General features: G+C 63.6%; 10 protein-coding genes. 3 read left to right on the forward strand and 7 right to left on the reverse strand.

The genetic code is table 11. The features are described from left to right. Positions 1-720: 720 nt before the first annotated feature. Positions 721-2010, reverse strand: a complete 1290-nt coding sequence (locus tag SINAC_RS06860; protein WP_015244956.1) for a serine/threonine protein kinase — start codon at positions 2008-2010, stop codon at positions 721-723. Between the two features lie 385 nt (positions 2011-2395). Between SINAC_RS06860 and SINAC_RS06865 the strand changes: the two genes are divergently transcribed. From SINAC_RS06865 to SINAC_RS06875, 3 genes are all read left to right on the forward strand, one after another. Next, positions 2396-3502, forward strand: a complete 1107-nt coding sequence (locus SINAC_RS06865; RefSeq protein ID WP_015244957.1) for a 3-isopropylmalate dehydrogenase — start codon at positions 2396-2398, stop codon at positions 3500-3502. Between the two features lie 135 nt (positions 3503-3637). After that, positions 3638-4270: an HNH endonuclease gene (locus SINAC_RS06870; protein WP_015244958.1), complete on the forward strand. Its 633-nt coding sequence runs from the start codon at positions 3638-3640 to the stop codon at positions 4268-4270. A 160-nt stretch (positions 4271-4430) separates the two neighbouring features. Continuing rightward, positions 4431-5390, forward strand: a complete 960-nt coding sequence (locus SINAC_RS06875; RefSeq protein WP_015244959.1) for a DUF1559 domain-containing protein — start codon at positions 4431-4433, stop codon at positions 5388-5390. A gap of 312 nt (positions 5391-5702) precedes the next feature. On the opposite strand, the gene SINAC_RS06880 is transcribed toward SINAC_RS06875, so the two are convergent. From SINAC_RS06880 to SINAC_RS06905, 6 genes are all read right to left on the reverse strand, one after another. Further along, a complete protein-coding gene (locus SINAC_RS06880) occupies positions 5703-6002 on the reverse strand; it encodes a ferredoxin family protein (protein ID WP_015244960.1) in 300 nt (99 codons plus the stop codon). A gap of 155 nt (positions 6003-6157) precedes the next feature. Next, positions 6158-6697 (reverse strand): peptidylprolyl isomerase, encoded by a 540-nt coding sequence (locus SINAC_RS06885; RefSeq protein WP_044147452.1) that lies wholly within the window; start codon positions 6695-6697, stop codon positions 6158-6160. Positions 6698-6945: 248 nt separating this feature from the next. Then, a complete protein-coding gene (locus SINAC_RS06890; RefSeq protein ID WP_015244962.1) occupies positions 6946-11409 on the reverse strand; it encodes a DEAD/DEAH box helicase in 4464 nt (1487 codons plus the stop codon). A gap of 83 nt (positions 11410-11492) precedes the next feature. Continuing rightward, positions 11493-11702 (reverse strand): hypothetical protein, encoded by a 210-nt coding sequence (locus SINAC_RS06895; RefSeq protein ID WP_015244963.1) that lies wholly within the window; start codon positions 11700-11702, stop codon positions 11493-11495. A 96-nt stretch (positions 11703-11798) separates the two neighbouring features. Further along, positions 11799-13196: a serine/threonine-protein kinase gene (locus tag SINAC_RS37870; RefSeq protein WP_015244964.1), complete on the reverse strand. Its 1398-nt coding sequence runs from the start codon at positions 13194-13196 to the stop codon at positions 11799-11801. A gap of 182 nt (positions 13197-13378) precedes the next feature. Further along, positions 13379-14326, reverse strand: a complete 948-nt coding sequence (locus tag SINAC_RS06905; protein WP_015244965.1) for a PP2C family protein-serine/threonine phosphatase — start codon at positions 14324-14326, stop codon at positions 13379-13381. Position 14327: the final 1 nt, after the last annotated feature.

Here is a 14327-nt window from a genome sequence, read left to right on the forward strand (position 1 = left end):
TTGACGGATCGTTGAAAAAAAAAGGTAAGCGCTCGGCAGTTGGTGCGCGCATCGGAATTCGACGGAGGTCGCTCAAGGCCGCCAAGGACACCCGAACGACCCGTTCAGGCCGTAAACTTCCGTTTCAGACAGCGTTCCTTACTCAGATTCGCGTACCAGATGCTGAGCGCTAGGAAAAAAAGGAGAATTTAACCACGAATGACACAAATGACACGAATGAAGAAAAAAATGAAAAAATGATTGGATTTCTTTGTTATTGTTCGTGTCATTTGTGTCATTCGTGGTTGAAAATTCAATGATCTGCCAATGGGCTAAAAACCAGTAGGAAGCGGGTGTTTCCGCAAAAGGTTTGTCCGAAAAGAGTTACGTCGCAGCGTCGACGGTAAGCCATGATAGGGCAACGACTTGCAGTGTCCGCTCTTTTCCGTTGGTTTTTAGCCCATTGACGGATCGTTGTTTTTTTTGAAGAACGGCCGCGCCACTCGGCTCAACGTCAACGAATGCTTGGGTCGGCTCGACCCACTCTGGAATCGGCCTCGGGAGAGGGACAAGGGAACGGACTCTCTCCGCTCGCCTTGGAATCATGTTCAGGCGGGGGTGAGCTCCCCTCCCCGTCAGCGTTGAGGCAAGCATCCGAAGCGGGTGGGCGTGCCCACCCGTTCGAGAATCCATCGTCCGAGATCGGCGGGTTGGCGTTGATGAGGAGACGGCTTCTTGGACTTATCGCGTGGTGATCATGACGACGTTCGTGATCACCGAGAGGGCGAGAATGGCCGCGAGTGCGAGGATCATGTGCTGTCGGCCATTGACGTAACCGGCGATTTCGATCAGTTGCGCTTCGCTGGCTCCCCGATTCGTGAAGCCGTCGACGTCCCCTTCGGCCAGGGTCGCGAGGTCGTCGGGCTTCTGGCCGGCGAGCATCGGGCTCTCGTCTTGGAGGAGGCACTTGAGGTCGAGAATCAGGTCGTCGGGATTGCGATATCGGTTCTCCCGATTCTTGGCCATCATCGTCTCGACCACCACGCCCAGGCCGCTGGAGAGCTTGGTGTTGATGTGGTCGGGGGGGACGATGAAGGTGTTCTTGTCGACGTGCTTGCGCATGACCTCGGCAGCGGCCTCCCCATCGTAGGGGACGCGGCCGGTGACCATGTGGTAGAGCGTGGCGCCCAGGCTGTAGATGTCGGCCCGGATGTCCACGTCCACCTGCCCGCGCACCTGTTCGGGGCTGATGTAATAGGGGGTCCCGATCGCCATGCCCGCCTCGGACATCGCCCACTTCTCGTCGGCCGTGAGCCGGGCCAGGCCGAGGTCGGCGAGCTTGACCCCCCCGTCCTTGGTCAGGATCACGTTCTCGGGCTTGATGTCGCGATGGATCAGGCCACGCTGATGCGCGTGCTTCAACGCTTCGGCGACCGCCAGGACGATGGTCAGCGCGGCCTTTTCCTCGAACACGTCTTTCTTGTCGAGCGTGTCCTTGATCGTGCCGCCTTCGACGTACTCCATCACGAAGAAGTGATGGCCGTTGACTTCGCCGGCGTCGATGGCGTTGACGACGTTGTTATGGGAGAGCTTGGCGGCGATCTTCGCTTCGCGATCGAACCGCTTGATGAACTCCTTGTTCTGCGCCAGGGCGTCGAGCAAGATCTTGACCGCGACGATTCGGTCGACACTGGTCTGCCGCGCCTTGAGGACGACGCCCATCGACCCTTTGCCCAGCCGTTCGAGGACCTGGTAGCCCGGGATCTCGAACTTCTTGGCGGTCTCGCCAATCTCTTTGAGCAATCGCACCGACTGGCTCTTGGTCAAGACTTTCGCCTCAACCATGATGTCGAGGAGTCCCTTACACTCATCCTTCGCGGCGAGCTTGGCCTTGTGCGCCTTGCACGCCTCGATCTCGTTCGGCGTGGCGAGGCCCCGGCGCAGGATCGACTTCTCGAGATTTAACTCGTTGAGACTCGAAAGCCCTTTCGAATCCTTCGCGGGGGGATTGCTCTCGGTCTTCGTGGCCATGAGGCCGGCTCCCAGGTGCCTGCGAAACACGGGGATCGAATCAAGTTTGACTGCGGTTGAGATTACAAGAGACGGGGTGCGACAGACGTCCGGCGAAAGAGAGGAAACCCCGGGTGCCGCAAGTGGATTAATCCTAACAAATTATGAGCGAGGCGCCTGCGTTGTCAACGGTTTTCTTTGCCGCACCGGCCCTCTCGGTTCCTGTTCTACCGGCTAGCGAAATCTACGACGCGGGACGGCCCGGCGTGACGCTTGAACCTCGCGCGCAAGGCGGTTAAAGTAGATTCGGGAGAAGGTTGGTCCTGCTCGACCGTAAGTGCTCGCCGAGAGGCGGTTCGCGTCGGGCGGTCCTGTTTCCGTTGGTCCCTTGGTTGAGGAGGCGGTTTTGCCCACGATCGGCGTTATCGGCGGAGACGGGGTCGGACCTGAAGTGGTCCGTGAGGGTTTGGCGGTCCTGGCCGACGTGGCCGAGCGCGAGGGGTTTCGCTATGACCTCGTCCCGTTCGACCTCGGTGGGGAACGCTACCTTAAAACGGGCGAAGTCCTCCCCGACAAGGTCGTCGACGATCTGAGGCGATGCGATGCCCTCTTCCTGGGGGCGGTGGGACATCCCGGCGTGGCCCCTGGAATCCTCGAGAAGGGGATCCTGCTCCGTCTTCGCTTCGAATTCCACCAGTACGTCAATCTCCGGCCGGTTCGCCTCTATCCTGGCGTCGAGACGCCGATCAAGGGGAAGGGGCCCGAAGAGATCGACATGGTGGTCGTTCGCGAGAATAACGAAGACCTCTACGTGGGCGCGGGGGGATTCACCCGGAAAGGGACGGCCGAGGAAGTGGCCATCCAGACCTCGATCAACACCCGCGCTGGTGTCGAGCGCTGCCTGCGGTACGCCTTTGATCTGGCACGGTCGCGCGGCCGTGAACGCCCTTATCGTGGTCTCTCAGAGGAGGAACGAGGACGTGGTCTGGTGGGTCAGGTCACCCTGGTGGCCAAGACCAACGTGTTGACCTTCGCTCACGACCTCTGGATGCGCGCCTTCACCGAGACGGCACGCGACTATCCGGAAATCAAGAGCGATTATCAGCACGTCGACGCCTGCTGTATGCGCATGGTCGTCAGCCCGGAACGCTTCGACGTGATTGCGACAACGAATATGTTCGGCGACATTATCACCGACCTGGGGGCCGTCCTTCAGGGAGGGATGGGCCTGGCCGCTTCCGGGAACCTGAACCCGGCACGGACCGCACCGAGCATGTTCGAACCGGTCCACGGCTCGGCGCCTGACATCGCCGGCAAGGGGATCGCCAATCCGATCGCGGCGATCCTGTCGGTCGCCATGCTCTTGGATCATCTGGAGCTTCCTCGCGCCTCCGAGCGGATCCGACGCGCAGTGGCGCGGGTCCTGGCCGCAGGCGCCCCCAAGACCCCCGACCTGGGAGGTCGAGCCAACACGGCCGACGTCGGCCAGGCCGTCCGCAACGCCTTCGAGTGAGCGGACGGGCCAAGGCGACACACACGGCCCCGCGAACCTGATTCCAGGTTCGAGCTGTCCTAGCTAGCTAGACCGCGAGCCTTACGCCTTGGCCCCCTTTTGTCCGCTTTCTCCGCTCGAAGGAGAGACACGCCCATGAGTTTTGGCGCCAGTCACGCCCTCGATGCCAGTGTCCTTGTTCTGAATAAGTTTTACATGGCCGTTCATGTGATCTCGGTCCGGCGGGCGTTCTGCCTGCTCTTCAAGGACCTGGCCGAAGTGATCACGCTGGACGACGGCCGGTACGCTTCGTTTGATTTCCAGAGCTGGCGCGAAGTTTCCGAGGCTCGGGCTCGGTTCAAGCATCCCGACGACGAGTTTATTCGGACCGTTCACTTCGAAATCCAGGTTCCCAGGGTCGTTCGCCTCCTGGCATACGATCGCCTGCCCCGTCAAAAGGTCAAATTTAACCGGCGCAACATCTTTGCCAGGGACGGCAATCGTTGCCAGTACTGTGGCAAACGGTTCGCCACCAGCGAGCTCAGCCTCGACCATGTCCTGCCCCGGAGTCGAGGCGGGCTGGCTAACTGGGAAAACATCGTGTGTGCCTGCCTGAAGTGCAACGTCCGCAAGGGCGGACGCACTCCTTGGGAGGCCAATATGCGCTTGATCAAGGAGCCGATTCAGCCTCGGACCAGCCCGTCGCTCTGCCTGAAGCTTTCGCACCGACGCTATCAGAGCTGGAAGACGTTCCTCGATAACGCCTACTGGTCGGTCGAATTGAAATAAATGAATCCATTGCCAACACCCTCGAATCGGTCTCGGGAGGCCGTTTTCGTCCTCTTGCGAATCAGTGAGAGGGTGATGGCAATCATTTCGTGGATCGGTTAGTCTGGATGGTCGGAGATTGTGACGCCGTTAGTCCGGTCGTTATCAGAGGGATAGACCCATGCGCCGAAGCCGGGGAGCCGCGAGATCGAAGTCAGGGTTCACCCTGATCGAATTACTCGTCGTCATCGCGATTATTGGAGTGCTGGTCGCCCTGATCATGCCGGCCGTACAGTCGGCCCGTGAGGCCGCGAACCGGGCGAAGTGCCAGAATAACCTCAAGCAATTGGGGCTGGCCGGACAGGAATATCACGACACCTTCCTGAGCCTTCCCTCGGGTTGGTTCTGCAACGAATCGCAGTGGGACGCCAGTTCAGGCTGCACCGGGGGCGACTGCAACTGCCTGCCCTGGTCAAGCCAACCGTATATGTGGAACGGGCTCACGTCGGGTTTGCTGCTGAAGCTCGAGCAGACGAACCTCTGGAACGAGATCAACTTCAACCTCCCCCCCACCGCGTTCGATAACACGACGTCGGCTCGACGCACCATCGAAGCCTTCGTCTGCCCCTCGAACCGCAAGGCGACCGCCGTGTCGTCGGGCGCTTCGACCACGGTCAAACTCGGGCCGTCCGACTACCGGGGTAATTCGGCCGCCGACGGCAATCTCGCCTGTAACGACGCCGCCACGCTGCCGACCAATCCGCTCGACCTCTCCACCTCCCCTTGCACCGCGTTCGATAACGGGGTGACGTATAAGAATTCAATGGTGAGCATGGCCGACATCACGGACGGGACGACCTCCACGATGTTCATCGGCGAAGTGATTTATCCGAAGAACTACTGGAGCGACGCCCCCAGCTCCTGTGTCCGCACCCTGCTCAGCCGTACGATCAACAAGCCGGTCACCGTCGGCACCACAAACTACTGGACTTACTGGGCGAGCAAGCACCCGGGCATGGTGAACTTCGCGCGATGCGACGGAAGCGTCGGCACGGTCACTAGCCAGATCAATAAGCTGGTCCTGATGAAACTCATGACCCGAGCCGGTGGCGAGTCGATCTCGAGCGACGAGATCAAGTAAGCACCGAATCCACACGGCCGGACCTTTTGATTCTTCACGGGCGGAGCCACCAGGCTTCGCCCGTTCGCGTTCGAATCCATGGCGGATTGACCGGCTTTCTCGTCATTTGAAGGCTGGCGCTGGTGGGCCCTGCCCGCCCGACGAGAGAGCTGGGATCCACACGTCCCCCTCTTGCCGGTGGGGCACTCGTCAGATCCGCGCTGCCATGGGCCGCGCTTGGGAAGCGTCACAATTCGCTTCGCGCAAAGAGAAACCCCAGAGGAGCGTCTGGGGTCGAGGATCGGCTCGGTGATGCGGCTCAGGTGTCCGGCATTACTTCTTGGCGGGCGTGCATGACTCGCCTTCCAGAGCGTCCTTCTTCTCGTTGATCACGGGGCACTTGGGGGCTTCTTCCGCGTTCAAGGCGGTGAAGTCCTTCCAGTCGTCCGGCAGGTTATCTTCGTGGAAGATCGCCTCGACGGGGCACTCCGGGACGCATGCCTCGCAGTCGATGCATTCCTCGGGGTTGATGTACAGCATCTGCGCCCCTTCGTAGAAGCAATCGACGGGGCAGACGACGACACAGTCGGTGTACTTGCAGTCAAAACAAGGCTCGGCCACGATGTGAGCCATTCATTCGCTCCTAAGAGAACCTGATATCACCAAACCGAGAGGATCATGATTCCAGAGGTCCGGAGCGAATCCGGACGCGCAACCCCGGACATCTTACGATCGCACGCCGGGATGGGTCAAGAGAGTCCGGCGTGCGTCCGCCGGCCGAAAATGGGTCAGGACTTGGCTTTCCGCTTGGCGCTCTTGATGTAAATCGGCTTCAGGGGGACGTCACCGTGCACGTTATTGACACCGGGCCCGTTTTTGAAGCCGGTTCGAACCTTGGCAATCGCATCGACCGTATCCATTCCGCTGGTGACCTTGCCGAAGACCGTATATCCGCCTCCCGCGTGGTCGAGCCGGCTATTTGCGTCGAACAGGTTGATGAAGAACTGCGCGGTTGCCGAATTCGGGTTGTTGGTCCGGGCCATGGCGATGGTGCCACGGGTATTGCTCAGACCGTTGTTCGATTCGTTCTTGATCGGATCCCGGGTCGGCTTCTCATCCAGCTGATCGGTCATTCCGCCGCCTTGGATCATGAAGTCGGGCATCACGCGGTGGAAGATCAGGTTGGTGTAGAAACCGTCGTCGACGTATTTGAGGAAGTTGTCGACTGTGATCGGCGCCTTGGCCCGGTCGAGTTCAATCGTAATGGGTCCGAGGGTCGTGTCGAGGATGACCACCGGCTTGTCATCGGGGGCGGCGGTGGCGGTCATCGTCAATGCGCCGAGCCCGACGAACGCGGTGATTCCCAAGAAAACGCGGGTCAGAGTTCGTGCTCGTAGCATGTGGGGGCAACCTCCAAAAAAAGAGCGTGAAGCGGCGGCCATAGGCCATGTGCTGAGCCGACCTACCGTGGGGAGACTTGAATCTAGCAAACGGCTGGTCGCTTGGGTAGTTGCCCCCCGCCCACGAGAATTCCTGGTCAAAGCCGTCGGAGAAACGGGGCGGAACGACGGCTCGGCTACCAACCCGCGTAGTACGTCATTCCGGGATAATCACGCACGAACCCGAGCTCGGCCAACCAGGGCGCGGCGGGGCTCTCGAGTGCGGGGCGGGTGTTGTAGGTTTCGACCTTCAAGACTCTTCGCGACGGTCCGGCCATCCCCGGGACCAGGGCCAACGCCCCGCGCAAATCCGCTTCCGAGGCCGAAGCCAGGCCCGTCAACCGCTTGCCGGCCGCTTCGATGATCAGGATCGGGCGGCCGTCCCGGAGCACCAGGAAATTCGTCGGATTGCGCGGAAGTCGAGCGGTTCCTCCGGCGAGCAGGTCGATGTCGAGGGGCGCTCCCGAGCCGTAGAGGTTGGCCGGGTCCAGGCTCGAGATCAAAACGAACTCCGAGGACCCTTCCCGATCGCCCGCCCGCTTGGCCAACTCCTCGGCGACCTCGAGCGTCGCATACTGAACGCCCGAGAGGCCCTCGACAAAATAGCCACGGCGGAGTTCACCTCTCAGCTCGGCGCGAGCGAGCCAGGGGGCCAGGTCACGCCAAGGGGGGCACCACGGGTCGAGTGCGACCGTTTCGCGAGCCAGCACGCCGTAGCGTTCGAGCAGGACCGAGGCCCAGGCGAGGTGCCTGGTCTCCGGGTCCCCTTCCCCTCCCTCCAACCGAGACCAGCGCCCCTCGGGACGGCTCGAGGCGGTCCGGCGAAGCGAAGGGCGGTAACGCCCCAGGCTCGGGCGTTGGCCTGTGGTGGTCGCGGAGGCGCGGGTGAGGGCTTCGGTTAGCGCGGAACCGCCGGGGCGGAGCGGGTCGAACCGGTCGTTGGTCGCCAGCCCGAGCCGGAGCAGGCGGTCGAGCGCCTGCCGCGTTCGTGAGGGTTCGAGTCCAAGTTGTCGGGCCAGATCCGTCGCGAACGAGGCGCCTCGATTCTCGAGTGCGGCGAGCACCTGGGTTTCGGCCTCGGATAGCGAAGGAGGGGCGTCGGGCGTGGGCCAATCCCCGACGAAGTCGCGCGGAGCGAAGCCGATACGCGGCTCCCCCTTGGCCTCGCCATCGGCCCGCCAGAACCAGCCGCCGGCCGAGAGCGCTTCGTCGAGCCAGGTGGCGCGGAAGTCGCGCACCCGTCTCGGCAGCAGATCCGTCTCCCAGAGGTCGGCAGGGGCCGCGAACCCGGTGAGCTGTTCCAGGACCAGGGCGACCGCCGTTTGGCCCTCCCAACGCGTTGTCGGATGCACGTGCTGACGGCGGGCAACGAAGTCGGCGAAGACCTCGGGGGGGACCGCAACGCTCTCACGCCTTCGCAGGGCGATGGAGAGCCGGCGGACCTCCTCAAGGTTGCGCCGCTCGGCCCAGAGGGGGGCCCCCGTGTCCCCGGCCGGTTCGAGGCGGACCAGCCTCCCCTGCTCTTCCCAGCGCTCGAGGATCTCGGTCGCCGCCGCCGGGCCCAAGGGATAGCGGGTGAGCAGATCGTCGAGACCGATGAGGGCGTGGGTGCCGAGGAACCGACGGACGATCGTCTCTTGCGCAGCCGCCTCGGGTACGCTGGCGAAGGCCGATGCGTAGAGGGTCGATTCCTCCGCGCTGATCCAGCGCATCGGCTCGGCGGTCGCCGGCAGTTCGATTTCCGAGGCTCGCCCCTGCGCCTGGAGTTCGGCGAGGAACCCGAGCATCGGGCCGCTCAAGTCGCCGGGCGCGAGGTCTCCCAAGCGTCGTAGGGTTTCGGCCATTTCATCGACCGTGCGAGGGGGTTGGCCGATCTCGCGGAGCCGGCTTTCGACCTGGCCGATCGCGTGGGGGTCGAGCCAGTGCGCCTGGCTCGCCGCGTCGAGCAGCGGATCGAGCAGGCCTTCGTCCACCGCCGCTCGGCCTGCTGGCTGGCGGTCGGCTCGTCGCGGCTCGTCCCACTGGTAGAGGAACTGCGACGTAAAGCGGAAGATCAGGTCGGTGGCGAACGGTGAGGCGATCTCCCCGCGCCGGCTTACGATCCGGATCGCCTTGGAGGCGACGCGGTCGAGGAAGAGCCGGAGGCGGGGCAAGTCGAGGTCGTCGTTGAGACATTCGCGATAGGTCTCGACCACAATCGGGAAGTCGGGGAATTGGCGGACGACCTGGAGCAGGTCCTTGGCCCGAAGCCGCTGGAGCCAGAGCGGTGTGCGCTTCGACGGGTCGGGACGGGGCATCAGCAGCGCCCGGCCGGCATTCTGGCGAAAACGGAGGCCGAACAGGGCGCTATCCCCCAACTCTTCGCGGATCAACTGCTCCGCGCGTTCCGCCGAGAGACCGTCGAACAAGTCCAGGGGAGGCTCATCATTCTGCGGCAGGCGAATCAGGATCCCGTCATCGCCGTGCAGGCAGGAGACGACGATGCCCAGCCGCTCCCGCAAGCGGCCTTGAAGGGCGAGCTTCAAGGCCTGGTGAAGCTTGCCGCCGAACGGAGTGAGCACGGCCACTCCCATCTCGCCGGCCGGGTCGCGGAACGACTCGATAATGACGGTCTGGTCGTCGGGGGCGGCCCCGACGATTCTGACCTGTCGCGCGACGTGATCGCGCAACGACTCCGCCGCCGCTGGCTCGAGATGACAGTCGGACTGAAGCCAGGCGACGAGCCCCGGGTCGTCGAGCCGGTCGACCAGCTCGCGGCTCAGGGTGCCCACGGCTTCGCCGAGCTCGGGGGTCCGCGCTGAGTCTTCTCCACGCCAGAAGGGCATCATGGCGGCCTGTCCCGAGGCTCTGGCCACGACAACGCGATGGGCCTCGATGGCCTCGATCCGCCAGGTCGCGGTTCCGAGCACGAAGGTCTCCCCCACACGGCGCTCGAGGACGAACTCCTCGTCGAGCTCGCCGAGCCGAGGGCCCTCATTGCCCAGATAGACGGGGTACTGGCCGGTATCCGGGATCGTCCCGCCGCTGGTGACCGCGAGCCTGGCACTGCCGGGCAAGGCGTGCAGGCGGTTGTGGACCCGGTCCCAGCTCACCCGGGCCCGGAGGTCGCGGAAGGTCTCGGTGGGGAACCGTCCCGCGACCATTCGCAGCACGCTGTCGAAGGCGGCCGGGGTCAGGCTGGTGTACGGATAAGCGCAGCGGACTAGGTCGAACAGCGCGGGGACGTCCCAGCGATCCATCGCCACGCAGGCGACCACCTGCTGGGCGAGCACGTCGAGACAGCCGTTCGGCACGCGCAACGACTCGACCGCGCCGTCGACCATCGCGCGGCAGAGCGCGGCCGATTCGAGTAGGTCGCTTGCCGTTTTGGCAATGAGCCGCCCTTTGCTGACCCGGCCGACCACGTGCCCCGCGCGGCCGACCCGCTGTAGCCCCCGCGCCACCGAGCCGGGCGACTCGACCTGGCAGACCAGGTCGACCGCCCCCATGTCGATCCCGAGCTCGAGCGACGCCGTGGCCACCACGGCTTGAAGTTCACCCCCCTTCAAAGCCTCTTCCGTATTCCGCCGTTCCTCCTGGCTCAGACTGCCATGATGAGAGCGAACGAGCGAAGAGGCGGGCGTCTCGAGTTCTTCCCCTTCCGCCTCAAGTTCGTTGAGATGGGAGGTCAGCCGTTCCACGACCCGCCGGTTGTTGGCGAAGATGATCGTCGAACGATGCGCACGGATGAGCTCACGGAGCCTGCGCTCGATGGCCGGCCAGGTTGTGCCGGCGGCCACTGGCCCCGGCCGCTCAAAGGGCACGAGAATTTGCAGGTCGAGCGTTTTGCGGTGGCCAGTGTCGACGATCGTCACCGGCCTCGGTTCGAGCCGCATCTTCGAGCCGGGGCCGGTCGTGACGCGGCAGCCCCCAAGGTAGCGCGCGACCTCATCGAGCGGCCGCTGAGTGGCCGAGAGTCCCACACGGACGAAACTAGCCGGGTTGATCGCCTCCAGACGCTCCAGCAACAGGGCGAGGAACACACCTCGCTTGTTGGGGCAGAGCGCGTGGATTTCATCAATGATCACGTGCGAGAGCGACCGCAAGGTCTCGCGTGCCCGACTGGTCAGCATCAGGTGGAGCGACTCGGGCGTGGTGATCAGGATGTCGGGGGGCTTGCGGACGAGCTTTTGCCGGTCGGCCGGGGACGTGTCGCCGCTCCGAACCGCGATCGAGAGCGGGGCCAACTCCGTATCGGCAGCTCTTGCCGTCTCCAAGATCCCCTCGAGCGGGACCTGGAGGTTGCGATAGACGTCCTGGTTCAGGGCCTTCAGCGGTGAGATGTAGAGGATTCTCGCCCCTGGCGCTCGCCTGGGCGTTCGCCAGAGATGATCGAGGCAGGCCAAGAACGCCGCCAGCGTCTTGCCTGACCCGGTGGGTGCGAAAATGAGCGTGTTTCGCCCTTCGGCGATCGCCGGCCAACCGGATTGCTGAGGAGGGGTTGGCGTCCCGAAGGTGGTTCGAAACCAGGCGGCCACGACGGGCAGAAAGCCGTCCAGGCCATCGTTGAATGACATTGGGTTGAGGCAGGCCCCCCCTTTGAGGCTCGCTGCCAATTGCAACGAGCCGCCTCAATTGTCACTTCTGCGATGACCTTCTGACAAGATGGGTCTAAACAAATGTACCCAAATTGAAAAAAAGGGAGTCAGGACCAGCGCGTGGCCACCTCATCATCGGTGAGCGCGCGGTCGATGAGGCCGCGAAGAATTTGCGCCACGCTCTGGTGGCGTCGTTTGGAAAGTTCGACCAGTGCGTCGGCTCGATCGGCAGGCAATAATAAGCCGATCTCGACCACTCCACCCCCCTGAGGCAGTGTGCTCGTTTTGCTCGCATTCAAGCCGTGAAAAGCAGCCATGTTTGCAAGTCCCCCACTGCCAACTCCGAGCGAATTGCTCGTTTCGCTGGCGTGCGTTCCCATCGAGAAGCAAACGCTGCGCCATTGCCTGAAAGATCAACGGAGCAGCGTAATTCCCAAGATGGCGAGGACGCCGATGACGAGCGCGATTGCGACGAAGTGGACGAGCCAGCGCGATTCGTCAGGATCGGTTCGACGTGCGGAGGCGTAGGCTTGGGCCTGGTTCGCGGCCTCACGCCGTTCGCGTTCCCCAGGCTGCAAGACGAGCGCGGGGATGGGTGAAGGGGGCGGACGATGCATGGGGGCGAAGGCGGGCTCGGCCTCCCCCAGGTCGCGGAGCGAGAACGGCTGAGAGTTTTTGGAATCGTCGAGGGAGACGGAGAGGAGGCGGAGATCCTCGTCTTCCAACTCGGGGGGAGGGGGACGGAATGCGCGGGCCGATTCCGCCTCGGCGCCGAGGATTGCCCTGACCTTTTCCGGATCGGTCCATCGTGCGAGGTCTGCGCGGAGTTCGGCACAATTCTGATACCGGTCGTCGGGCGACTTGGCCATCAGCTTGCGAACGATCGCCGCGAACGCGGCCGGGACGCCCCGGGCGATCCGCTCCAAAGGCTCCGGATCTTCCATCCGTTGCTTGAAGATCTTGTTGACGACGTCGCCCCCTTCGAACGGAGCCCGGCCCGAGAGGGTGAAGTAGAGCGTGCAGCCCAGGCTGTAGAGGTCGCTCCGGCGGTCGGCCTGCGCGGCGTTGCCAAGTTGCTCGGGGCTGGCGTAGTCGAGGGTGCCGATCACGACGTTTGGGCGAGTGAGTGGGCTCTCTTCGTTGGCGGCCTTGGCCAGCCCCAGGTCGAGGATTCGGGCATCGCCGTCGGGGGTCACCATGATGTTCGACGGCTTGATGTCGCGATGGATCAGGCCGGAGTTGTGGGCGGCCTCAAGGCCGTCGAGGACTTTGAGGAAAAAACGCGCTGTGTCAGGGACGCGAAGCGGGCCGCCACTCTTCCCTTTGACCGTGTGGTAAAGGCTGTCCCCCGGGATGTACTCGAGGACCATGAAATGGACGTCCCCCGCGCTGCCGACGTCGAGGGTGCGCGCCAGATTCGGGTGGTTGGCCCGGCGCGAGAGTTCCATCTCACGGCGGAACCGGAGTAGGGCCTGCCCCTCCTCTGCCGCCTTCTTGGGGGGGAGCACCTTGATCGCCACCCGCTGGCCGTTCCCCTCGGGGGCGGCGAGAAAGACCTTCCCCATCCCCCCTTCGCCGATCGGCCGCAGGATGCGGTAACCCCCGAGGAAGAAGCCGCGCGTGGCGCCGGCGAGGACCTTTCTGGCCTGGTAGGGCGTCAATGTGTTGAGCTGGATCAGGAGCTTGGCGAGCCGGACGGCGGCGTCCGCCTCGGGTTCCCTCGGCAGGCCGGCCCGGACCCGCTCCAGGTCGTCCGGGGGCACCAGGCCGCTCCTGGCCAGGTTCGCCAGGAAGTCGTCAAGCCGCGGCATGATGTTCAGACCCCTCGGGTTGGGATGGTCCCCTCATGCCGGGGCGAACAAAAAAAAAGGCCGGAGCGGATCACGACGATCGCCAGGGCCGGTGTCGTGGGCCGCCGGACGTGACCGGACTCATTCTTACTTGCTAAACGAACAAAAAGGTGAGAGCACGACAAGAACGAATTCGACCGTGGTTACCCGGTCGCCCGCTCGGTCCCGCTCACCACGTGGATGACCAAGCTGGTAATATTGTCCTTCGAGTCATTGGCCAGGGCCTGATCGATCAGGACTCGCGCTGCCTTCTGCGGGTCGTCGCACGACTGGAGCACGCGGGCCAACTCCTCGTCCTGAACGACCCCGGTAAGCCCATCGGTCGCGAGCAGGAATCGGTCGCCCGGCAAGACGTCGAGGACGCGAACCTCTTCCGGCCCGCCCCGGGCGTCCTTGCTGCCAAGGTAGAGGTACAGAACGTTCTTGAACTTATGATTGGCGACCTCTTCCTTGGTGATCGTCCCGGCGCGGCTCAGGGCGTCGGCCAAGGAATGGTCTTCGGTGAGCTGGTCGAACTGGCCGCCGCGAAGCCGGTACGCCCTCGAGTCGCCAATGCCGGCGACGAAGACCCGGTCGTTCTGGAAGAGGGCGAGGACGACTGTGGTCCCCATGTTCGAGAATTCCGCCACGGCACCCGAACAGCCGAGAATTTCCTGGTTGGCATCGGCCACCGAATCACGAATCAGGCCTTGCACCACCTTGGGGTCCGACTCCTCGGCGCCGAGCCGCCGCGAAACGGCGCGCGGGATGAGTTCGACGGCCATCTTGCTCGCCTGCTCGCCCGCCTGCTGTCCCCCCATGCCGTCGGCGACGATGAAGAGCACGTTGGACGAGGGGTCGAGCGACGACAAGACCGTCTCGCCGCTCCCTTCCGGGGGCGACGGCGCATCAAATCGGACCGACTTTCGGCCGGGAACGAAGTAATTGTCTTCGTTATGCTCGCGATACCGACCCACCGTGGAGACGACCCCAACGAGCAGCTTCATGCCGCTGGAGTGGACGGTAAGCGGGGCGGGCGTGGGGAGGTCGGCGGTGGCCTCCGGGTCGCTCTGGCCACGGGTTTCCGAAGACTTCCCAGCGAAGTCGTTCATC

It is taken from the genome of Singulisphaera acidiphila DSM 18658 (genome assembly GCF_000242455.2).
Classification (GTDB): domain Bacteria; phylum Planctomycetota; class Planctomycetia; order Isosphaerales; family Isosphaeraceae; genus Singulisphaera; species Singulisphaera acidiphila.